General features: G+C 70.6%; 23 protein-coding genes. 7 read left to right on the forward strand and 16 right to left on the reverse strand.

Annotation, left to right across the window (positions count from 1 at the left end; all coding sequences use genetic code 11):
- The first annotated feature begins 76 nt into the window (after positions 1 to 76).
- Positions 77 to 352 carry a hypothetical protein gene (locus tag CYAGR_RS14650; protein ID WP_015110623.1) on the forward strand — a complete coding sequence of 92 codons (276 nt, stop codon included), beginning with the start codon at positions 77 to 79 and terminating at the stop codon, positions 350 to 352.
- Positions 353 to 360: 8 nt separating this feature from the next.
- Here the strand turns inward: CYAGR_RS14650 and CYAGR_RS14655 are convergent, their stop codons facing one another.
- From CYAGR_RS14655 to CYAGR_RS18580, 10 genes are all read right to left on the reverse strand, one after another.
- Positions 361 to 564: a hypothetical protein gene (locus tag CYAGR_RS14655; protein WP_015110624.1), complete on the reverse strand. Its 204-nt coding sequence runs from the start codon at positions 562 to 564 to the stop codon at positions 361 to 363.
- 151 nt (positions 565 to 715) lie between these two features.
- Positions 716 to 1342 carry a peptide-methionine (S)-S-oxide reductase MsrA gene (gene msrA / locus CYAGR_RS14660; RefSeq protein WP_015110625.1) on the reverse strand — a complete coding sequence of 209 codons (627 nt, stop codon included), beginning with the start codon at positions 1340 to 1342 and terminating at the stop codon, positions 716 to 718.
- A complete protein-coding gene (lpxB, locus tag CYAGR_RS14665; protein WP_015110626.1) occupies positions 1333 to 2532 on the reverse strand; it encodes a lipid-A-disaccharide synthase in 1200 nt (399 codons plus the stop codon). Before lpxB ends, msrA begins: the two co-directional genes overlap by 10 nt.
- Complete coding sequence (lpxA, locus tag CYAGR_RS14670; protein ID WP_015110627.1) at positions 2532 to 3338, reverse strand: acyl-ACP--UDP-N-acetylglucosamine O-acyltransferase; 807 nt, start codon at positions 3336 to 3338, stop codon at positions 2532 to 2534. Before lpxA ends, lpxB begins: the two co-directional genes overlap by 1 nt.
- Before the next feature lie 19 nt (positions 3339 to 3357).
- Positions 3358 to 3786 carry a 3-hydroxyacyl-ACP dehydratase FabZ gene (gene fabZ / locus CYAGR_RS14675; protein ID WP_043327381.1) on the reverse strand — a complete coding sequence of 143 codons (429 nt, stop codon included), beginning with the start codon at positions 3784 to 3786 and terminating at the stop codon, positions 3358 to 3360.
- Between the two features lie 97 nt (positions 3787 to 3883).
- Positions 3884 to 4756 carry a UDP-3-O-acyl-N-acetylglucosamine deacetylase gene (lpxC, locus tag CYAGR_RS14680; RefSeq protein WP_015110629.1) on the reverse strand — a complete coding sequence of 291 codons (873 nt, stop codon included), beginning with the start codon at positions 4754 to 4756 and terminating at the stop codon, positions 3884 to 3886.
- Positions 4756 to 7167: a BamA/TamA family outer membrane protein gene (locus tag CYAGR_RS14685; protein ID WP_015110630.1), complete on the reverse strand. Its 2412-nt coding sequence runs from the start codon at positions 7165 to 7167 to the stop codon at positions 4756 to 4758. Before CYAGR_RS14685 ends, lpxC begins: the two co-directional genes overlap by 1 nt.
- A gap of 44 nt (positions 7168 to 7211) precedes the next feature.
- On the reverse strand, positions 7212 to 7970 hold the full coding sequence (purC, locus tag CYAGR_RS14690) for a phosphoribosylaminoimidazolesuccinocarboxamide synthase (RefSeq protein ID WP_015110631.1): 759 nt from the start codon (positions 7968 to 7970) through the stop codon (positions 7212 to 7214).
- Positions 7967 to 8923, reverse strand: coding sequence for a hypothetical protein (locus tag CYAGR_RS14695; RefSeq protein WP_015110632.1), 957 nt, complete (start codon positions 8921 to 8923; stop codon positions 7967 to 7969). Before CYAGR_RS14695 ends, purC begins: the two co-directional genes overlap by 4 nt.
- Positions 8904 to 9158 carry a hypothetical protein gene (locus CYAGR_RS18580; protein WP_156818488.1) on the reverse strand — a complete coding sequence of 85 codons (255 nt, stop codon included), beginning with the start codon at positions 9156 to 9158 and terminating at the stop codon, positions 8904 to 8906. The genes CYAGR_RS14695 and CYAGR_RS18580 overlap by 20 nt, the downstream gene beginning before the upstream one ends.
- A gap of 96 nt (positions 9159 to 9254) precedes the next feature.
- On the opposite strand from CYAGR_RS18580, the gene purD reads away from it, so the two are divergent.
- Together purD and CYAGR_RS14705 are read left to right on the forward strand one after the other, a co-directional pair.
- Positions 9255 to 10613, forward strand: coding sequence for a phosphoribosylamine--glycine ligase (purD, locus tag CYAGR_RS14700; protein ID WP_015110633.1), 1359 nt, complete (start codon positions 9255 to 9257; stop codon positions 10611 to 10613).
- Positions 10610 to 12664: a HAMP domain-containing sensor histidine kinase gene (locus tag CYAGR_RS14705; RefSeq protein ID WP_015110634.1), complete on the forward strand. Its 2055-nt coding sequence runs from the start codon at positions 10610 to 10612 to the stop codon at positions 12662 to 12664. The genes purD and CYAGR_RS14705 overlap by 4 nt, the downstream gene beginning before the upstream one ends.
- A gap of 15 nt (positions 12665 to 12679) precedes the next feature.
- Here CYAGR_RS14705 and kaiC read toward each other — a convergent pair whose 3' ends face one another.
- The 3 genes from kaiC to CYAGR_RS14720 all read right to left on the reverse strand — a co-directional run bounded on the left by kaiC (position 12680) and on the right by CYAGR_RS14720 (position 15542).
- Positions 12680 to 14224, reverse strand: coding sequence for a circadian clock protein KaiC (gene kaiC, locus CYAGR_RS14710; protein ID WP_015110635.1), 1545 nt, complete (start codon positions 14222 to 14224; stop codon positions 12680 to 12682).
- A gap of 94 nt (positions 14225 to 14318) precedes the next feature.
- Complete coding sequence (gene kaiB, locus CYAGR_RS14715) at positions 14319 to 14678, reverse strand: circadian clock protein KaiB (RefSeq protein WP_015110636.1); 360 nt, start codon at positions 14676 to 14678, stop codon at positions 14319 to 14321.
- A gap of 9 nt (positions 14679 to 14687) precedes the next feature.
- On the reverse strand, positions 14688 to 15542 hold the full coding sequence (locus CYAGR_RS14720; protein ID WP_015110637.1) for a circadian clock protein KaiA: 855 nt from the start codon (positions 15540 to 15542) through the stop codon (positions 14688 to 14690).
- A gap of 149 nt (positions 15543 to 15691) precedes the next feature.
- Between CYAGR_RS14720 and rplU the strand changes: the two genes are divergently transcribed.
- Together rplU and rpmA are read left to right on the forward strand one after the other, a co-directional pair.
- Complete coding sequence (gene rplU / locus CYAGR_RS14725) at positions 15692 to 16084, forward strand: 50S ribosomal protein L21 (RefSeq protein WP_015110638.1); 393 nt, start codon at positions 15692 to 15694, stop codon at positions 16082 to 16084.
- 58 nt (positions 16085 to 16142) lie between these two features.
- Complete coding sequence (gene rpmA, locus CYAGR_RS14730) at positions 16143 to 16409, forward strand: 50S ribosomal protein L27 (protein WP_015110639.1); 267 nt, start codon at positions 16143 to 16145, stop codon at positions 16407 to 16409.
- Here the strand turns inward: rpmA and CYAGR_RS14735 are convergent.
- Positions 16406 to 17167, reverse strand: coding sequence for a queuosine precursor transporter (locus tag CYAGR_RS14735; RefSeq protein WP_015110640.1), 762 nt, complete (start codon positions 17165 to 17167; stop codon positions 16406 to 16408). The genes rpmA and CYAGR_RS14735 overlap by 4 nt on opposite strands.
- A 12-nt stretch (positions 17168 to 17179) precedes the next feature.
- Here CYAGR_RS14735 and truB point away from each other — a divergent pair, with 12 nt between their 5' ends.
- Together truB and CYAGR_RS14745 are read left to right on the forward strand one after the other, a co-directional pair.
- Positions 17180 to 18103 carry a tRNA pseudouridine(55) synthase TruB gene (truB, locus tag CYAGR_RS14740; RefSeq protein WP_015110641.1) on the forward strand — a complete coding sequence of 308 codons (924 nt, stop codon included), beginning with the start codon at positions 17180 to 17182 and terminating at the stop codon, positions 18101 to 18103.
- An 18-nt stretch (positions 18104 to 18121) separates the two neighbouring features.
- The gene (locus CYAGR_RS14745) at positions 18122 to 18898 is read left to right on the forward strand and encodes a YebC/PmpR family DNA-binding transcriptional regulator (RefSeq protein WP_015110642.1); all 777 of its coding nucleotides are present in this window, start codon (positions 18122 to 18124) and stop codon (positions 18896 to 18898) included.
- Positions 18899 to 18919: 21 nt separating this feature from the next.
- Here CYAGR_RS14745 and CYAGR_RS14750 read toward each other — a convergent pair whose 3' ends face one another.
- Positions 18920 to 19705 carry a glucosamine-6-phosphate deaminase gene (locus CYAGR_RS14750; RefSeq protein WP_015110643.1) on the reverse strand — a complete coding sequence of 262 codons (786 nt, stop codon included), beginning with the start codon at positions 19703 to 19705 and terminating at the stop codon, positions 18920 to 18922.
- Positions 19706 to 19713: 8 nt separating this feature from the next.
- On the reverse strand, positions 19714 to 21015 hold the full coding sequence (locus tag CYAGR_RS14755) for a SpoIID/LytB domain-containing protein (protein WP_245552541.1): 1302 nt from the start codon (positions 21013 to 21015) through the stop codon (positions 19714 to 19716).
- Between the last annotated feature and the right edge of the window lie 41 nt (positions 21016 to 21056).

The raw sequence follows: 21056 nt of genomic DNA on the forward strand, positions 1-21056 counted from the left end.
GCCGCCGTCCCCGGCGGCTTTGGCGGCCGAAGTCTGCCGCCTAGGTTTGCTCCCAGACCAGACAACGCATCGCCCCATGGCCGTTCACAAGATCCGCTGGTACGTGAAGGCCCAGCTGGGTGTGCTCCTTCTCCCCGCCGGACTCTGTCTCTTCGGAGAGGGGGTGATCCGCAAGGGCATCCAGACCTGGTCGGCCCTGGCGGCGGCGGCCGACCAGGGCCACGCTCTGCCGGAGGCCGGCCCCTGGGTCTGGTATGGGGCCCTCGGCCTGATCCTGATCAACGCCGGTGTGGGGCTGATGGTCGAGAGCGGCCTGCTGCGCGGCTATCCCCGCACCCCGCCCCGGGCCTGAGCCAGCGGTCAGACCGCCACCGGTTCGGTGTCACCCCGGCCGGGGATGTGGGCGTGCAGTTCGGCGGGGGATTCGAGACGGTGGATCTGCCAGGTGGCCTTGTCGCCGCAAGTCGCCTGCAGTTTGTCGAGGTCGTCGGACGCCTGCCTGGGGCTCGCGTAGGGCCCGATGTGGCGCGTCTGCAGACCGTCCCGGATGGTCAGCAGATACATACAGAGGCCCTCCGTTGATGAAGCAAACGCTAAGGCATTTTCCCGGCCGGAACAGGGGGGAAGGGCCGTGCGGTTTCCCCGGCGTGTGATCGGCAGCACAACGGATGCAGTCCCTGCTAGGGAACCAGGCTGGGGGGCAGCGGCGATGGGCTCAGCTGCCCTTCCAGCGCTGGCTGGTGCGGGCCCGGCGTCCCCAGACCGCGTCCAGGCGCCGGTCGCGGCCGCAGGACCAGCGGTAGTAGTTGTACCGGACGCCATTGCGCTTGGCGTAGTTCTGGTGGTAGCCCTCCGCCGGCCAGAACTTCGCCAGGGGCCGGATCGCCACCTTGATCGCCGCCGCCGGCTTGCCCAGTTCCCGGGCGGCCGCCACCAGGCTGTTGCGGGCCTCCACGGCCTGGTTGGCGCTGGTGGTGAAGATCACGGGCCGGTAGGAATCGCCGCGGTCGCAGAACTGGCCACCGCCGTCGAGGGGATCGATGTTGCGCCAGTAGGCCCTCAGCAGGGTGTCGTAGCGGATCTCGGTGTTGTCGAAGCGCACCCGGACCACCTCCTGGTGGCCGGTTCCCCCGGCCGAGACCTGCCGGTAGGTGGGGTTGGCCCCCTTGCCGCCGCTGTAGCCGCTCTCCACGTCGAGGACCCCGGGGAGTACCTCCAGATCGTGCTCCAGGCACCAGAAACAGCCGCCGGCCAGCACGGCCTCCTCGGTGGCCGCCAGGGCTGGGGCCACCGGCCCGCCGAGGGCCAGCAGCAGGCCAAGCACCAGGGCGATCAATCGCATGGGGGGTGTCCCGGGAAGGGTTCCAGAATCGCCGCGGCGGCCCGGCGGGTGACGCCCGGCTCACCGAGCTTCTGCCTGAGACGAACGTAGCCCTCCAGCACCCGCTCCCGCGCCCCGGAGGCCGGATCGAACAGGGGCAGCAGGGCCGTCAGGATGGCGTCCGGGGTGAAAGCGTCCTGGAGCAGTTCCGGCACGAGCCGTTCCCCCAGCACCAGGTTCACCGGGGAAATGTGGGCCACGTTGAAGTGGATCACATGTTTCGCCAGGAACGCCGTGGGCCGGCTCACCCGGTAGCCGGTCACCTGGGGCACCCCCCGCAGGGCCAGTTCCAGGTTGGCGGTGCCGGATTTGGTCAGGGCGGCATCGGCCGCGGCACAGAGCAGGGGCCGCAGGGCATCGGCCTCACCGGCCGGGATCACCCGCACGGCGGTGGCCCCGGCGGCCTCCATGGCGTGCTGCAGGGCCGTCTCGAACCCCGTCAGGCCGGCGGGAAGCAGCACCTGCAGGTCGGGATGCTGCCGCTGCAGCAGGGCGACCGCGGCGGCCATGGGCGGCAGCACGTAGCGCAGCTCCTGCCGCCGCGAGGCGGGCAGCAGCAGCAGCACCGGCGCCTCCTGGGGCAGGCCCAGCCGCGCTCGGGCCTCCTGGCGCGAGGGTTGTTGCTGGAGGGTGTCGATCAGGGGATGGCCCACCCAGGTGACCTGGGCGCCGCGTGCGGCGTAGAAGCTGGCCTCCTCCGGGAAGATCGCCAGGATGCGGTCGGTGAAGCCGATCAGCCGGGTGGTGCCACCGTCGCCGAGGCGGAAGGCCCATTCCTGGGGAGCGATGTAATAGGTGATCGGCACCTGGGGGTAGAGCCGCCGCAGGCGCAGGCCCAGGTTCACGTTGGCCCCCATGTAGTCGATCAGAACCACGGCGTCGGGGGGGTGCTGCTTCAGCCAGCGGCGCACCCTGGCCTGCAGCTTGAGGGTGGGAATGACCAGCGGGATCGGTTCCCACAGGCCGATCGCCCCGAGCTTGGTGGTGTCCGCCAGCAGCCGGGCCCCCGCCCGTTCCATGCGGCTTCCGCCGAGGGCCACCACGTCCAGGGGCAGCGACCGGCGGGCGGCCTCCTCGTGCAGGGCCTGGACCAGCAGGGATCCCTGCAGATCACCGGAGACCTCTCCGGTGCTGACCAGCAGTCGCACCATCAGCGCTGGGCCGGCAGCGGTCCGCGCCGGCCCGGCCCCACCGACGCCTCCAGGAAGGCGCACAGCTCATCGGCCGCGGCCAGCAGGGGCCGCTCCCGGGCCTGGCGCAGGGCGGCGGCCAGCACCAGATCGCTGCGGTAGATGAGGGTCCAGAGATCCTGGAGCTGGCGGAACTGGGCGCCGTCGTCGAGCTGGGCCATGCCGCTGCGGCGCAGCCCGACCCGGTTCAGTCCCCGGATGCGGCCGGGGTGGCCCTCCACCGTCATGAACGGGGGCACGTCCCGGTCGATGCGGCTCATGCCGCCCACCATCGCCAGGCTGCCGATGTGGACGAACTGGTGGATGCCGAGCACCCCGCCGATCACGGCGCGCTCGCCGATCACCACGTGGCCCGCGACCGCGACTCCGTTGGCGATGACGATGCGGTCGGCCAGCTGGCAGTTGTGGCCGATGTGGCTGTAGGCCATCAGCAGATTGCCGTTGCCCAGGACAGTGCTCTCCCCTTCGGCGGTGGCGCGGTTGATGGTGACGCACTCCCGGATCGTGTTCTCATCGCCCATCACCACTTCGGTGGGGGCGCCGCCGTACTTGAGGTCCTGGGGTTCGAGGCCGATGCAGGCCCCCGGGAAGATCCGGTTGCCCTTGCCCATCCGCACCCGCCCGTCGATCACCACGTGGGGACCGATGCGACTGCCCTCGCCGATCTCCACCTCCGGACCGATCACGGCATAGGGCCCGATCTCCACGCCGGAACCCAGCCGGGCCCTCGGATCTACCAGGGCCGTGGGATGGACGGATGTCGTCATGGCTGCACTCGACATCGCGTCAGTCCACGAGCGAGAACATCAGCTCGCCCGAGCAGACGCGCTCGCCATCGACCGTGGCGGTGGCGTGCACCTTGCCGAAGCGCTTGCGCTTGAGGCTGAGCAGTTCGCACGTGATCAGCAACTGGTCGCCGGGCACGACGGGCCGGCGGAAGCGGACGCCGTCAATGCCGGCGAAAACGAACAGGCCCTTGGGCAGATCGGGCATCTGGGTGACGATCAGCCCCCCCACCTGGGCCATGGCCTCGACGATCAGGACGCCTGGCATCAGGGGCCGGCCGGGGAAATGGCCCTGGAACTGGGGCTCGTTGAAGGTGACGTTCTTGAGGGCCACCGCCCGCTGGCCGGGGACGTACTCCACCACCCGATCCACCAGGGCGAAGGGATAGCGGTGGGGGAGCAGGTTGAGGATCTGTTCGCTGCTGAGCACCACGGCCCGGGCCGTGTCCGCTGCGGGGCCAGCGGGCGTGGCGTGGGATGCGGCCGAGGCGGCCTCGGGAGCGGCGGAGGGAAGAACGGTCAAGGATTCAGTGGGTCGGTACGGGTACGGTCAGGTGGGGCGCCTGGGCCGCAAGGGCCGCGGCCATGGCGGTGTGCAGGCCATGGGAACCGCGGTAGGCAAAGACATGGGCCCGCGGCAGGCCCACCAACGCCAGATCTCCCAGCAGGTCCAGCAGCTTATGGCGCACCGGTTCGTCGGCGAAGCGCAGGGGCGGATTCAGCCAGTCGTCTCCATCACAGACCAGGGCGTTGTCGAGGGCGCCGCCGCGGATCAGGCCCGCGGCCAGCAGCTGTTCCACCTGCTCCCGGAAGCCGAAGGTGCGGGCCGGGGCGATCTCTGCCACGAAGCGCTCCGGCGTGAGATCGAGGGCATAGAGCTGGCGGCCGATGGCCGCCTGGGGAAACTCGATCGCCGCCGCCAGGCGCAGGCGCTCGCTCGGCAGCGCCGCGACGAACCCCAGCCCCTGGCCGAGGGTGAGGGGCAGCGGCGGCAACGGGGGCTCGAGGCGCTCGCCCCGGTCGCTGAGCCCCGCCTCGGCGATCGCCTCCACCCAGGGCAGGCCGGAGCCGTCGAGCAGAGGGATCTCCTCCCCTTCCACCCACAGTTCCGCCTGGCTCACCCCGGTGCCGGCCAGGGCCGCCAGCAGATGCTCCACCGTTGCCAGGCGGCGCTCACCCACCTGCAGGCAGGTGCACAGGCGGGTGTCACTGACCTGGGTGGGGCCGAGGCGCTGCATCGGGAGCTCCGGGGCGTCCAGCCAGCCCAGCCAGTAGCCCGGCCGCTCCGAGGGGCCGAGGCGGACCCGGGAGACGGCACCGCTGTGCAGCCCGACCCCGGAGCGCTCCACGCTGGAGCGGAGGGTCCAGGCCTGGCGATAGTCACTGGGCCAGCTGGTCACTAGAACTTCCAGCCCACGCCGAGGTTGAAGCGCCACTCGCCGGTGAAGTCCTGGCTGGCCACCTCCAGGCGCAGCGGACCGACGGGGGTGGTGACGATCAGGCCGGTGCCGATCGAGAAGCCGGAGCCCGGCTTGTTGAGCAGGCCGCCGAGGTTGCCCGGCACCTTCGCCTGGCTGCCGAAGGTGGTGCCACCGTCGATGAATAGCTCGCCGCTGACGATGCTGAACAGGGGGAAGCGGTATTCGATCGTGGCCTCGCCGAAGCTGCGGCCGACGCCCAGATCGCAGTCGAAGTAGCCCCGCACCGAGTTGCCGCCGCCCAGGCAGAAGGCCTCATAGGGCGGTAGGTCGCCGATCACCGTGCCGGCGGACACCTGGAAGGCCAGGGCCTGCTTGCAGTCCTCGGTTTCGCCGGCCTTCGGCCGGCAGCCCTTGTAGAACTTCAGCCAGCGCACCGGGATGTAGTGGGTGAAGCTGCCCCGGATCCGGTTGAAGGTGGGGGAATCGGGGCCCACCGAGAAGAACTGCTCGGTGCCGATGCTGAGGAAGTTGCCCTGGGTGGGGTTGCGGGGATCGTTCAGGGTGCTCATCGTCGCCGCCAGCCGCAGGCCCACCAGCTGGTTGCGGGCCGCGCAGTTGAAGGCCACGCAGATGAACGAACTGGTGGGGGCGGCCAGCAGCGAGGTGGCCTCGTTCGGGGTGGCCAGAGCGAAGCGGCGGGAGGTGCCCGAGAAGTCCATCGGCGTCGCCACCTGGCCGGTCAGCCCCAGCAGCACGGTCCAGGGTGCCCGCTTGAAGGGGTTGCCGCCGTTGAGGGGACGCACGAACTGAACGTTGGCCCCGACGCGCTGGATCAGCACGCTGTTGCCGTCGAACTGGAACCAGCTGAGGTTCTGGCCGCTGGTCTCGGCGGCGATGCGGGCCGCCGTCACCGACGGGAAAACGTCGAGGAGGGGGTTGAACGGCGAGAAGATGTTGTAGGCGACCTCGGTGCCCGGGGCCTGGTAGAAGTCGGAGACGGTGAAGAAGTTGCCGTTGTTCTGGCTCTGGAACACCTGGGGGGCGTCCCGGCTGACGAAGGCCTTGAAGCGGAAGGCAGTCCGGTACTTGTCCCCCTTGATCCAGGGGTCGCTGAAGGAGATGTCGGCCAGGCCGCCGAACTGGCCGTAGGTGAAGCTGGTGGAGAGGTCCCAGGCCCGGCCGAACAGGTTGCTGTCCTGCACCTGGATCTGGCCGAAGACCCCCTGGCTCTGGCTGTAGCCCAGACCCCCCGACAGAGACCCGGTCGATTGCTCGACCACCCCCAGCACGATCACCACCGAGCCGGGATCCTCCGGTTCGGGACGCAGGGTCACCTTGACGTCGCTGAACAGGCCGGTGCCGTAGAGACGCTTGAGGTCGTCCTCCAGGTTGCGGCGGTTGAAGATCTCGCCGGTCTTGATGGAGATCTCCCGGGTGATCACCCATTCCTTGGTCTTGCCCTTGATCGGCTGGCCCTTGTCGTTGGTGGCCGATCCCTCCTTGTTGAGGAACTGGACCTCCACGCCCTTAACGGTCCCCTGGCGCACCAGCAGCTGCACGTCGCCGTCGGGGCCGATCCGGGAGGGGCCGGTGACGCGGGCCAGGGAGAAGCCCTGATCGGCGTACCACTTCTGCAGCTCCTGCATGCGGCCCTGCAGGGTCACCAGGTTGAGGGTCTTGCCGTAATCGCCGGCGAAGGTCTCCTGCACCACGGTCTCCGGCACCTTGGCGTCAGCCGGATCCAGGCTCACCTTGGTGAGCACGGGGTTGGGCACCACCGAGACCACCAGCCGCACCCCCAGGGGGCCGTCCTGGGGCTGGATGCGCACATCGGAGAACCAGCCGGTGGCGTAGATGGCCTGCAGGTCCGTTTCCAGCTCGCTGCGGGTGATGGCGTTGCCGGGGGTGACCACCATGGCGGCATAGGCTGCCAGCTCGAGCCGTTCACGCTCGGGGTGGTCAGCGAGGCCTTCGATCACCACCTCACTGATCAGCACCCGGGGTTCGGCCGAGGCGGAGGGAGCGGGAGCCGGCGCCAGGGAAGGCCTGCCGGGCCGATCGTCGCTGGCGGCGGGCGGGCCGGGGGTGGCCCCGGGGGTGGCGGTCGGTGCCGGTGCCGGAGCGGGGGCCGGGGCCGGGCTGGCGCCGGGGGCGGGCGTCGCCGGGGCCGCCCCCGCCGGCGGGGTGGCGTCCGCAGGGCCCGCGAAGGGATCGGCGCCGGCTTGGGCCACGGTGCCGGTGGGGGGCTGGCCCTGGCCGGGGGGACTTTCGGCGGCCCGGGCCTGGCCACCGGCCAGCAGCAGGGCCACCAGGAGAGGAAGGGAGGCGGTCGCCGCCCTGGGCGTGACGCTTCGAAGGATGTGGGGCCTGCCGAGGCGAACGCCAATCATGGATGTCGTCTGCAGAGCGGCCAGGCCGCAAAATCCCGCTGACCTTACCCGTAGACCCGTGGTTCAGGACAGACCCCTTGGACCCGTTTGAGGACCTCCCCGTAGGCCTCGACAACGCCGCCCAGGTCCTGTCGGAATCGATCCTTGTCCAGGATCCGCTCCTGGGCATCGCTCACCGACCGTTTCCAGAGGCGGCAGGTGTCGGGGCTGATCTCGTCCGCCACCACCAGGGTGTGGTCGGCGGTGAACCCCAGTTCGATCTTGAAATCCACCAGTTCGAGCTCCACCCGGGCGAAGAGATCGCGCAGGACGTCGTTGACGCGGAAGGCCAGTTTCCGGATTGCCTCCAGCTGGTCGGGGGTGAGCAGCTGCAGTCGCTCCAGCCGGGCTTCGCTGAGCAGGGGGTCACCCAGGGCGTCGTCCTTGTAGTACAGGTCGAGCAAGGGCGGGTCCAGGGGGGTGCCCGCCGCCATCGGCATCTGGCGGCAGAGGGAACCGGCGGCGACGTTCCGCACCACCACCTCCACCGGCACCACCCGCACCGGCCGCACCATCATCCAGTGCTCCCCGTGCAGTCCCAGGTAGTGCGTGGGCACCCCCAGCCTGTCCAGGTGTTCGAACAGCAGGGCCGAAATCCGACAGTTCAGGGCCCCCTTGCCGAGGAGCTGGGCCTTCTTGAGGGCATTGAAGGCCGTGGCGTCGTCCTTGTACTCGACGGCCACCACGTCGTTCCGGTCGGTGGCGTACACCCGCTTCGCCTTGCCTTCGTAGAGGAGGGGGCCGGTGGCAGGGGAGCGGGTCATGGGGCAGGGGAAGGGGTCGGGGCCGGAGTCGGGGCCGGCTCCGGAAGATCGGCGGCGTGGCCGCCCGGATCCCGGGGGGAGCGCAGCCGGATCTCCAGCTGGCGGGTGCGCGGCGCCGCCGCGGGATCCTCGCGCCGCCAGCGCCATTCGCCGTAGGCGTCATCGATGCGCCCGCTGAGCCGGAGGCGTCGGGCCACGGCCCGATCCGACGGCAGGGCGGCCTGGGTGTCCAGCAGCTCCGCCACCAGCCCCCAGGCGCCCGCCGCCGCCGCCTGCTCCAGGGCCGCCTCCAGCAGGGCCTCCCGCTGGGCCGCCGGCAGCTTCGCCAGCATTCCCACCGCCTGCTGCAGGCGCAGGGCCCCCGCCAGGCCGCCCTGGCGGGCCGGGACCAGCAGTTCGCCGCCGACCCGGGGGAAGCCCCGCGATTCCAGGTGCAGGGCCAGCAGCTCCAGGGCCGGACGGCTGATGACGGTGCCGTCCTCCCGGCGCTGCAGCGGCAGGGCGATGGCCTCGAGGGAGGTGCCGCTCTCCTTCCTCAGCCGCTCCAGGGCCAGGGCCGCCCGGCGGTGGTCCAGCCCGGCGGCGGCGGCCCGCCACTGCAGCTGCAGCCACTGCACCCGCTCCGCTCCGGCGGCCGGCCCGAAGCGATTGAGCACGTCCATGGCCTCGCTGGGCGCCCGGCAGCTGAGCAGCACATCGGCGTTGGCCAGCACCACCTCCAGGGGCTGGGGGGCCGGATGGAGCGTCAGCAGGCGCTGCTGCAGCTGCCGCAGGCGCTCGAGCTGATCGGCATCGGCGCTCTGCCGGCAGGCCGCGTCGAGCTGCTCGAGATCCCCATCACGGAGCAGGTCGGCGAATTCCGAGTCGCTGAGCAGGGGCGGCGGCTCCACTTCAGCCTCGGCCGTGGGCTCCGCCGGCCCGCTGGGGCTGCCCTCACTGGCGGGGGGCGTCACCGCCGCTGGGGCGGCGGGCGCCGGTGCCGCTGAAGGGCCGGGGGCCGCGGCACGGGCTGCAGCCGGCCCGATCCCCGGGAGCACACCCATCAAGGACAGGGCGCCGAGGACACCCAGAACGGACCAGCCGCGGCTCCGCCGGAGCGCCGGCGGGCCGGAGGTCGGGCCGGATCCGCTGGGCGGGACGGCGGTCGAGGCGGCGGTCGGGGAGAATGGCAAAGGGGAGTGGCAGCAAGGCTGGTGAGGGCGACCGGTGCAGCACCCGCGCCGCCGCACAACCTAGGGGAGCTCTCCTCCCTGATCCACCCCCCTTCCGCGTCCCCTCCGCCCGATGGCCCCGTTGACCGTTACCGACCCTTCCCCCCCGTCCCCGGTGCCGGCCCGGATCCTGGTGGTGGGTGGCGGTGGCCGCGAGAACGCCCTGGGCTGGGCCCTGGCGCGCTGCCCGGGGGTCGAGCAGGTGCTGGTGGCCCCCGGCAACGGCGGCACCACCGCCCTGGCGGGCTGCGGCCAGCTGGCCATCGCCGAGAGCGACCATGGCGCCCTGGCGGCGGCCTGCCGCGCGCACGCCATCGACCTGGTGGTGGTGGGCCCGGAAGCGCCCCTGGCCGCCGGCCTGGCGGACCGGCTGCGGTCGGAGGGGCTGGCGGTCTTCGGCCCCGGTGCCGACGGGGCCCTGCTGGAGGCCAGCAAGCGCTGGGCCAAGGACCTGATGCAGGAAGCGGGCGTGCCCACGGCGGGGTACTGGGCGGCGACGGATCGCCAGCAGGCCCTGGAGGCGCTTGAGCGCCATGGCCGCCCCCTGGTGGTGAAGGCCGATGGCCTGGCTGCCGGCAAGGGCGTGACGGTGGCCGACAGCCTTGAGCAGTGCCGCGACGCCATTGAGGAGGTGTTCGCGGGCCGCTTCCAGAGCGCCGCCCCCGGTGAAGCCGCCGCCCCCCCCTCCCTGGTGCTGGAGGAGCGTCTGCACGGCCCGGAGGTGTCGGTGTTCGCCCTCACCGACGGCCGCTCCATGGTGCTGCTGCCCCCGGCCCAGGACCACAAGCGCATCGGCGAGGGGGACACGGGGCCGAACACCGGCGGCATGGGGGCCTACGCCCCCGCCCGGCTGCTGGATGCGGCTGGGCAGGAGCAGGTGCGCCAGCGGGTGCTGGAGCCGATCCTGGCGGCCCTGCGGGCCCGGGGCATCGACTATCGCGGCGTGATCTTCGCCGGCCTGATGCTCACCGAGGCCGGCCTGCGGGTGATCGAGTTCAACTGCCGCTTCGGGGATCCGGAGTGCGAGACCCTGATGCCCCTGCTCGGCCCGGAACTGGCTCGGGTGCTGCTGGCCTGCGCCACCGGCCGCCTGGCGGAGGCGCCTCCGTTGACGATCGAGCCCCGCTGCAGCGCCTGCGTGATCGCGGCCGCCGAGGGCTATCCCGGCGAGGTGCGTCGCGGTGATCCGATCCACGGCGACCTGGGAGACGACCCTGACCTGCAGCTGTTCCATGCCGGCAGTCGCCGCACCGAGGCGGGCCCTGTGGTCACGGCGGGCGGCCGGGTGCTGGCGGTGGTGGCCCAGGCCGACGACTTCGACACGGCCTTCGAGCGGGCCTATGACGGCCTGAGTCGGGTGGGTTTCGAGGGCATGGTCTACCGCCGCGACATCGGCCACCAGGTGCGGTCGCGACGCCCGGCCCTGCCATGACCCCCTCCGCTTCCAGCCCCACCCTGGGCGGCACCGAGGCCGCCGGCTCCTACAGCCTCTGGCGGGCGCGCCTGCAGCGCTGGTGGGCCGAGTTCAGCCTCCAGACCAAACTGCTGGCGGTCGCCACCCTCGTGGTGAGCCTGCTGATGACGGGCATCACCTTCCTGGCCCTCAACGGCATCCAGCGCGATGCCCGGATGAGCGACACCCGCTTCGCCCGGGATCTCGGGCTGCTGCTGTCGGCCAACGTCACCCCCCTGGTGGCGGAGGGCAACGACCGCGAACTGGCTTCGGTGGCCGAACGGTTCTGGCAGTCCAGCCGCAGCCTCCGCTACATCTTCTTCGCCGATTCCGACGGGGTGATCTACCTCGGCATCCCGATGGGCGGCAGCACCGGCATGGGTGAGCGCGTGCTCAGCCGGCGCCTGGAGCTGCCGGCCGACATCCAGCGCCGCCCCGACAATCCCCTGATCCGCCAGCACCTCACGCCGGCCGGCCAGGTCACCGACGTGTTCGTGCCGATGGTGAGCGACGGACGCTACCTGGGGGTGGTGGCCCTGGGCATCAACCCCAACGAGACGCTCCTGGCCAGCGCCGCCCTCACCCGGGAGGTGACGGTGGCGGTGTTCATCTCGATCTGGGTGCTGGTGATCCTGGGTTCGGTGTTCAACGCCCTCACCATCACCCAGCCGGTGAAGGAGCTGCTGCGGGGGGTGCGATCGATCGCCGGGGGCAACTTCGAGACCCGCATCGCCCTGCCGGTGGGGGGCGAGCTGGGGGAGCTGCTCAACGGGTTCAACACCATGGCCTCCCAGCTGGAGGTCTACAAGGCCGCCAACATCGAGGAGCTCACCGCCGCCCAGGTGAAGCAGCAGTCCCTGATCGCCACCATGGCTGACGGTGCCGTGCTGCTCGATGCCGAGGGGCGGATCGTGCTGGCCAACCCCACCGCCCGCCGGCTGTTCCGCTGGGAGGGTCGCAACCTGGAGGCCAGCGACCTGGAAGCCGAGCTGCCGGACCGGCTGGCAATGGAGCTGCACGTTCCCCTCGCGAGCCTGATCAGCAGCGAGCGGGACACCACCGAGGTGCGCTGCAGCTTCGGGGATCCCCCCCGCACCCTGCGCATCGTGCTGCAGTCGGTGCGGGATGCCAGCGGCGAAACCCTCAAGGGCATCGCCATGACGATCCAGGACCTCACCCGGGAGGTGGAGCTGAACGCCGCCCAGAGCCGCTTCATCAGCAACGTATCCCACGAGCTGCGCACCCCCCTGTGCAACATCAAGAGCTACGTGGAGACGCTCCATGACATGGGCGACCTGCTCAGCGCCGACCAGCAGAAGGAGTTCCTGAGCATCGCCAATGCCGAGACCGACCGGCTTTCCCGTTTGGTCACCGACGTGCTCGATCTCTCACGGCTGGAGTCCGACCGGGTCTGGCAGCTGGAGCCCATGGACCTGGCGCCGGCGATCGAGCAGACCCTGCGCACCTACCGGCTCAATGCCGAGGAGAAGGGGGTGACGCTGCTCTTCACCGGGGATCAGCACCTGCCCCGGGTGCGGGGCAACTGGGACCTGCTGCTGCAGGTGTTCGACAACCTGGTGGGCAATGCCCTCAAGTTCACCCGCAGCGGCGGCCAGCTGCTGCTGCGCGCCTATCCCTGGCCCGACCACTGCCCGCTGGATCCCGCCGGCGGACCGGACGACCATCCCGCCTGCACTCTCACCTCGCGACTGCCGCGGCTGCGGGTGGAGATCGCCGACACCGGCTGCGGCATCTCCGAGGCCGACCAGGCGCGGATCTTCGAGCGCTTCTTCCGGGTCGAGAACGCCGTGCATACCGAGGCCGGCACCGGGCTGGGACTCTCGATCGTGCGGGGCATCCTCGAGAAGCACGGCAGCTTGGCCCGGATGGCCAGCGAGCCCGGGGTGGGCACCACCTTCTGGTTCGACCTGCCCCTGGAGGAGGCCGACGGTGATGAACTCCGGGTCCAGGCGGAGCGGTCGGCCTCCCTGGCTGACATCGAAGCGGAGCGAAGAATCCCCGTGAGCTGAGCCGGCGCTCCGGGTTCAGCTCTCCCCGTCGACGCTGCGCATGATCCGGCCCAGGTCGGCCCGTTCGTCGGTGGTGATGCGGTGGGGAACGCCGCTGATGATGCGCTCGAAATTGGCGAAGGAATCCTTGATTTCCGGCCCGTTGCCGGTGATCACGAATTCCCGGATGCCCTTGTCGTGCCAGGAGCCGCGCATCTTGAACACGTTCAGGGCCCGGGCCATTTCACCGCGGATCTCCACATACTGCAGCAGCAGAATGGTGTCGGTGATGGTGGAGATGTGGGAGTCGGTGATCGAATGGCTTCCCATGAATTCTTCGGAGGTGTTGGTAAAGAAGCCAGCGATCTCCTCCTGTTTGGCATAGCCCGTCACCCCGATCACAAACTGCCGGAAGGCGTTGTGGCTGACACCCCGAGCCAGGGCGGAGAGGGAATCGATCGCCATCCGCGACGGCTTGAACTGGCTGATCTCCGTCTTGATGATCTGCAGGTGATCCTCGAGGCCGGTGGATTCCGGATAGGCACAGATGATCTTGAGCAGGCCGTCCTGCTCCATCTGCTCGAAATCGATGCCCCAGCTGGTGGCGTTGCGCAGCAGCTGGGAGCGGGATTCCTCGTAGGCGAACAGGATCGCCCGCTCCTTGCTGCGGCAGGCATCCTCTACGAACTTGCTGACCAGAAGGGTCTTGCCGGTGCCCGTGGCGCCGGTGGCCAGGATGATGGAGTCCTTGAAGAAGCCACCCCCGCACATCTCATCGAGCCGGGGCACGCCGGAGCTGAGGCGCACGTTGGAGGAACGCTGGGTGAGGCGCATCGCCCCCAGAGGGAAGACACTGATGCCGTGGCTGCCCATGGTGAAGGGGAACTCTCCCTTCATGTGGGTGGTGCCGCGGAGCTTGAGCACCTCCACCGTGCGCCGCCGCCGCTCACCCTCCAGCACATTGCGCAGGATCACCACGTTGTCGGAGACGAACTCCTCGACGCCATAGCGGGCGATGGGCCCATACTCATCGACCCGTTCGGTGGTCATCACGGTGGTGACGCCGATCTCCTTGAGCCTGGCGATCAACCGGAAGATCTCGCGCCGCACCACGGAGATGGCGTCGTACTGCTGGAAGACGGCGGTGATGGAATCGATGGCCACCCGCCGCGCCTTGTATTTGCGGATCGCATAGTGGATCCGCTCGATCAGGCCGGAGAGGTCGAAACTGCCGGACACCTCCTGGCCATCGGGATCCGGGGAGGCATCGAGAACAAACAGCTTGTTCTGCTCGACCATCTCCTGCAGGTTCCAGCCGAAGCTGGAGGCGTTGCGCAGGATGTCGAGGGGGGATTCCTCAAAGGTGACGAAAATACCGTGCTCGTTGAACTGACGAATGCCGTTGCAGAGAAAATTCAGGGAAAAAACGGTCTTGCCGGTTCCCGATGTTCCGCTGATCAGGGTCGATCGGCCGATCGGCAGCCCGCCATGGCAGATGTCATCGAAACCTTCGATCCCCGTGGGGAGCTTCTGCATCTGCATCCGATTGGCAGCGGCGGCGTGGTCGTTGGGATCCGGCATCGAAGAGATGGAAGGGGGGCGAGGGGTCGGAAGGGAATCGGAGTCGAGCTCGGGATCGCTGGCGAGGAGGGCGGCAGCGGGCCTCGATCGGGCCTCAGGAGGATTCCGGGGTGGAGGGCACACCGCCGGCTTCGTGATCGTCGACGTCGAGCTGGAAATCCTCGGTGAGCTCTTCATAGAGGAGATCGAGGCCGATCAGCACCCGCTCCCGGTCGGAGAGATCGCCGATGATCCGGCGCACCGGCGGGGGAAGAATCTTGGCCAGGGTCGGGGTGGCCAGGATCTTGTCCTCTTCCGCCAGCTGGGGATTCTTGAGCACATCGATCACCTTCAGGGCGTAGACGCCTCGGAACTCGGACTCGAGGATGTCGCGCAGCGTCTTGAGGGCCCGCATCGAATTGGGCGTGTTGCCGGCCACGTAGAGCTTGAGGATGTAGGTCTTGCGGAAGGTCATGGCTGGGGCTCAGGTGGTGGGGCTGGAGGATTCGGCGGCGGCGGCGGCGGCGGGCACGATCGGCAGGTCGGGAGGGATGGAGCGTCGATACATTTCGCAGAGGTGGGCCATGACATCGAGGAGGGCAAGTCGGTAGTCCTGGAGAAAATCGTTCTTCTGCCCTTTGAGCATCAGCAATTTTCGAAACTCCTCGATCAGATTCACGTGGATCTCCACCATCTTGGTGATCGGCAGATCGGCGAAGAAGGCCGTGTTGACGAAGCTTTCGATCGCCTGGTTGGCGGCGGCGGGGTTCTTGAAGTAGCTGATCAGCAGGTCCCGGTAGGTGCGGCGCAGCGAGTCCAGAAGCTCGTTGCGTTCCTCGGCTTCCAGGTTGCGCAGGAAGCGGGAGGGATCCCGCTTGTAGTACACCCCTAGGTACCCGAGACGTCCGTTGAGCCGGTTCGGCAGTTTCCAGCCGTCGGGGGTGGCCGCCTTGGCATCGCTGCCGGCCGGCAGGGTGCTGCTGCGCAGGAAACGGGAGACGGCCGCATCCAGGCTGTAGCTCAGCTGCTCCAGCTGGTCGGGGGGGAGGCGGACCTCGGCGTCGTGGAACTTCACCTCGCCGTCCACCGGGCCGATCAGGACGGCCGGCAGTTCCAGGCCCTGGTCGTGAAGGCTGCCGAAGAAGGTCCCGTCGACGGCGCCTTCCTCCAGCAGGATCCCGTCGAAGTCCTCGCGGCGCTGCTCCAGCTGCTCAAGCGGTCCGGTGGCGGGATCCACGGGCACCAGTTGGTAGCGACCGCCCCTGAGCCACTGGCCGCAGGCTTCGGCCAGGGCCGGAGTCTGGATGAGGGAGAGGATGTTGAGAACCGGTTGGGGCATCGACCGCTGCGGCGGGGAGCTCCCCTGGCCGGGCTGATTCTTGACGGAAGGGAGGCCCGGACGGGAGGATCTTAGTTCTGTCTTTCGATTCCGTGCGCCCAGGCCCAATGGTGGCTTCCTGCCGCCAGCCTGGCCACGCCCCCTGAGCGATGACCCAAGCCCCCCAGAAGGAAGCACCCGAGAAAGAGCCCTTGAGCGCAGACGCCACCGGCGCCTACGCCATCGTCGAGGCCTCCGGCCAGCAGTTCTGGCTCCAGCCCGATCGCTACGTCGATCTCGACCGACTCAGCGCCGAGGTCGACAGCACCGTGACCCTGGAGAACGTACTCCTGGTCAAGGATGCCTCCGGCACCACCCTCGGCCAGCCCTACGTGGAAGGCGCCACGGTGGAGCTCAAGGTGATGGCCCATCGCCGCGGCCAGAAGATCATCGTCTACAAGATGCGGCCCAAGAAGAAGACCCGTCGCAAGAACGGCCACCGCCAGGAGCTCACCCGGGTGATGGTCCAGTCGATCAAGGTGGGCGGCAAGTCGATCGTCTGATCGAGCCCCGGCCTCTCCTCTCGTCCAGCTCCCCCCGTTCTCCCCTCTCTGCTGATCCATGGCCCACAAGAAAGGCACAGGTTCGACCCGCAACGGCCGCGACTCCAATGCCAAGCGCCTCGGCGTCAAGCGTTACGGCGGTGAGACCGTCAGCGCCGGCTCGATCCTGATCCGCCAGCGCGGCACCTCCGTGATCCCGGGCGTCAATGTGGGCCGCGGCTCCGACGACACCCTCTTCGCCCTGGTGGATGGGGTCGTCAGCTTCGAGTCCATCAAGCGCGGCCTGCGCAATCGCAAGCGCATCAACATCGCCGTCGGCGCCTAGGCCCCCGGCAGGGGGGCGTCCGCCAGCTCGGCGCCGTCCCCCGGCACCTCCAGATAGCGCCGGAGCCAGCCCACCAGCAGGTAGAAGGGCAGGGTGTCGGCGAGGGCCGCCACCAGCTTGAAGACGTAGCCGCTGGCGATGAACACCCCCAGCTGGGGGAGCACCGGCTCGTCCGGCCGGATCGGCAGCACATGGGCGGCGTAGTGGCTGATCAGCACCACCGCCGAGGTGTCCACCACCTGGCTGATCAGGGTCGAGCCGTTGTTGCGCAGCCACAGGGCCTTGCCATTGCTGAAGCGCTTCCAGAAATGGAACAGGCGCACGTCGGTGAACTGGGCGGCCATGTAGGCGGCCATCGAGGCGCCCACGGCGCCGAAGGCCAGCCGGCGCACCTCGAAGAACACCGGCACCCCGTCGGCGTGGGTGTCGGCCGGCAGGCCCACCACCCCACCGAATCCGTCCAGGCCCGGCAGGATGCCACCGAGCCAGAGCACCAGGACGATCCAGCCGTTGAGCATCAGACCCACCCACACCACCTGGGAGGCGCGCCGCTCACCCCAGATCTCGCTGATCAGGTCGGTGCAGAGGAAGGTGACGGGGTACGGCAGGGCCCCCACCGCCACGATGATCGGGAACGACCCGATGCTGCCCAGGTGGAGGAATCTGGTCAGCCCCAGGATGTTGAGCATGCCCATGGTCCCCAGAAAGATGCCGGCCAGCACCAGAAAGGTCACCTCGCGCCGGTCCTGCAGCGTCATTGGCGCCTGAGCATGGGAGAAGGTCCCTCCAGGCTGCCGCCTTCCCCACCGTCGCGCCACGGCTGCGGGTTCCTGGTGCTCGACAAGCCCGCCGGCCTGACCTCCCACGACGGCGTCGCCCGGGTGCGGCGGGCCTACGGCCTGCGGCGGGTGGGCCATGGCGGCACCCTTGATCCGGCGGTCACCGGCGTGCTGCCGATCGCCCTCGGCCCAGCCACCCGGTTGCTGCCCTACCTGCCCGGCGACAAGACCTACCGCGGCAGCGTCCAGCTGGGCGTGCGCACCGGCACCGACGACCTCGAGGGGGAGGTGCTGGAGCGCGCGGCCATTCCGCCCCTCGATCCTGAGTCCCTGGAGCGGGCCCTGGCCCGGTTCCGGGGCGAGATCCTCCAGGTGCCTCCCCAGGTCTCCGCGGTGCACGTGGAGGGCCAGCGGGCCTACGCCCGGGTCCGGGCGGGGGAGCAGCTGGCGCTGGCGGCGCGGCCGGTGCGGATCCATGGCCTCGACCTGCTGGGCTGGGACGCCGAGCGCGGCCGCCTGGAGCTGGAGGTGCGCTGCTCCGCCGGCACCTACGTGCGCGCCCTGGCGCGGGATCTGGGGGAAGTCCTCGGCTGCGGCGGCGCCCTGGCCAGCCTGCGCCGCACCGCCGCCCTCGGCTTCGGACTGCACCAGGCCATCTCCATGGAGCGCCTGGCCAGCGGCCCCCTCCCTCCGCTGCTGGATCCCCTCGACGTGCTGGTGGACCTGCCGCGCCAGCGCCTCGATCCGGCCCAGCTGTCGCCGTGGCGCTGCGGTCGGTCCCTGCCCCGTACGGTGGAGCAGTTGCCTGAGGGGCCGGTCGCCGTGCTCACCCCGGATGGCAATCTGGCGGGCATCGCCCGGGCCGATGGCAAGGGCCTGCTCCTGCCCCGGCTGGTGTTCGACGCCGCCGGTTGATCCCCCTGCGACCTCGCGATGGCCGGCCACAGCAAATGGGCCCAGATCAAGCGCACCAAGGCGGTGGTGGACGCCCGGCGGGGGGCGCTGTTCACGCGACTGGGGCGGGAGATCACCGTGGCGGCCCGCGGCGGTGCGGATCCGGCCGGCAACTTCCAGCTGCGTACCGCCATCGAGAAGGCCAAGGTGGCCGGGCTCCCCAACGCCAACATCGAGCGGGCCGTGGCCAAGGGCAGCGGCCAGGGGGGCGGCGGGGCCGACCTGTTCGAGGCGGTGCGCTACGAGGGCTACGGCCCGGGGGGCGTGGCCGTGCTGATCGAGGCCCTCACCGACAACCGCAACCGGACCGCCGCCGACCTGCGGCTGGCCTTCGGCAAGCATGGCGGCAACCTCGGTGAGACCGGCTGCGTCAGCTATCTGTTCGAGCAGCGCTCCGTGGTGCGGCTGGCCCTGCCCGGCGCCGACGAGGAGCGCCTGCTGGAGGACCTGCTGGCCCTCGAGGAGCGGGGGGGGCCGGCGGCGGCGGGCTACGAGATCGATGCCGAGGGCGTCGATGTGTTTGGGGCCTATGCCGACCTCGAAGCCCTCCAGGACGGGCTTCGGGACCTGCAGCTGCCGCTGGCCGGCTGGGAGCATCGCTGGGTCGCCTCCCTGCCCTGCCGCCTTGAGGACGCCGCAGTGCTGGCCGCCTGCCTGCGCATGCTGGACGTGCTCGAGGATCTCGATGACGTGCGCAGCGTCACCAGCAACCTCGAGGCGGACGACGCCCTGATGGAGGCGGCCCTGCCCGGCTGAGAACGCCGCCCCGCCCCCCTTTCAGCCCATGGCCTCGGCGTCGGCGATCACGGTGAGGGCGGGATGGTGCTGCAGCCAGCTGGCGGGCAGCTCCGGCGTGGGGGGCTCCCACAGGGCGCGGCGCAGGATCGCCGCCTTGGCCCCGCCGGTCACCACCAGCAGCACCCGGCGGGCCGCGAGGATCTCGGCCATCCCCAGGGTGATGGCCCGCCGGGGGACGGCGCCGGGGTCGCCCCCGAAGGCGCCGGCGTTCTGGCGGCGGGTGGGGTCGCTGAGCGTCACGCAGCGGCAGGCCACGGCCGCCTCCGCCGGGGGCTCGTTGAAGCCCACGTGGCCGTTGAGGCCCAGGCCCAGCAGCTGCAGGCCGATACCGCCGGCGGCGGCCACGCTGGCGCCATAGCGCCGCGCTTCGCCGTCGGGATCGCCGGCCCGGCCATCGGGGAGCCGCACCCGCCCGGGGGCCAGGCCGAGGGGCTGCACCAGCTGGCGGGCCATGGTGGCGGCGAAGGAGGCGGGATCGTGCGGTCCCAGCCCCACGTACTCGTCGAGGTTGAAGCTGCTCCAGCCATGGCGCACCTGCGCCGCCAGGGCGGGCTCCAGGCGCCCCAGCCGTCGGGCCAGGGCGGTATAGACGGGCTCCATGGTGCGTCCGGTGGCCAGACCGAGGGGCCGGCCCGGCCGCAGCCGATCAGCCAGCAGCAGGGCCGCCACCCGCTCCGCCACCGCCGCCGCATCGGCCAGCACGATCGGAGCGATGGAGGCGGTGACAGGGGCTGCGACCGGGGCGCTGGGGGCGTGGCGGCTCAACGGGTGCCTCAAAGGGCGGAGTAGGGCTGGATCCTGGCCCCCTGGTAGTAGTGCTGGAGGATCTGCCGGTAGTCCTCACCGCGCAGGGCGAGGGCGTAGGCGCCCCACTGGCTCATGCCCACCCCGTGGCCGTAGCCCCGGCCGCTCACCAGCAGGGTCGGCCCGGCCGGCGGCCGGGGGGTCCGCCAGGGGGCCTGCACCAGGCCGGAGGCCAGGGAGCGGATCCCCTCGGGGGTGAAGACCCCCTCCAGGGACGGCAGCGGGGGCGGGAAAGGGGCGGCCTGGGGCGTCGCCTCGAAGTCGAAGCGGGCCAGGGTGCTGCGCAGCCCCAGCCGCTGGCGCAGCTCGGCGCCGGAGAGCAGCAGCGAGCCCCTGGGGCCCGTCACCCGGGCCTGGCGGATGCGGCCGGAGCTGGTGGTGGAGAGCACCTCGATGCGGAAGGCCCCGTCGATCTCCCGGAAGGCCCGGGCCAGCTTGTCGGGCTCGACGCGCAGCTGCCAGACATGCACAGGGCTGGACTGGTCGTAGTCGGGCACGCTCACCAGGTAGGGCAGCTGCTGGCGCCAGATCTCGCCGCTGTTCTCCGTGAGGCCGCCACTGCTGCTGTGGAAGACGGCGTTGATCAGGGAGGACCCGTGCACCAGCACCTGGGAGCGGGTGCTGCGCACCGCTTCGCGGGTGGAGGCGGTTTCCGCCTCCACCCCTTTGTAGACCTGGCTGGCCACGGTGGCCTTGAGGTCGAAGGGCTCCGCCGGCCGGCGCTGGCGCAGGGCGTAGGTGCGGGCCGCCACCGCCTGGGCCCGCAGGGCCGCCAGCGGCCAGCTGGCCGGCATCTCGCTGCCCACCACGCTGGGCAGGTAGGTCTCGACATCGATCAGGTTGATCGCCTGCAGCCGATCGCCCTCGCTGCGCACCAGCAGGCGGCCGCGGTAGCGGCGCTGCTGCAGGGTCAGCACGGCCTCGCCGCTGGTCCCCCTTCCCGGGGCGGGATCGATCCAGGCCTGGCCTGATGGCAGCGCCACCCGCCGGGGTGGCCCGGTCGGTCCCTCCAGCCTGGCCTCCAGGGCCGGGCCGCTGCGCACCAGCTGCAGCCGCGCCCCCGGGGCCAGCTCCGCCAGGGTGCGCCCCGTGGCGTCGCCGAGGCGCAGCACGGTGCGGCCGGCCTCCAGCTCCAGGGTGGGGGCCTCCCGCAGCAGCACCCGCACGACGGGAGCGGGCGCCCTCGCCTCCGTGGGGACCGGCGCCGCGACGGCGGCGGGAAGCAGGGCCAGCGAGAGGCCGGCGCGCCATCCGAAACGGAGGAGGGTCACGAGGGTGCGCGAGCGACAACGGCTCATTCTGGACGGGTCAT

The sequence above is a fragment of the Cyanobium gracile PCC 6307 genome (genome assembly GCF_000316515.1).
Classification (GTDB): Bacteria; Cyanobacteriota; Cyanobacteriia; order PCC-6307; family Cyanobiaceae; genus Cyanobium; species Cyanobium gracile.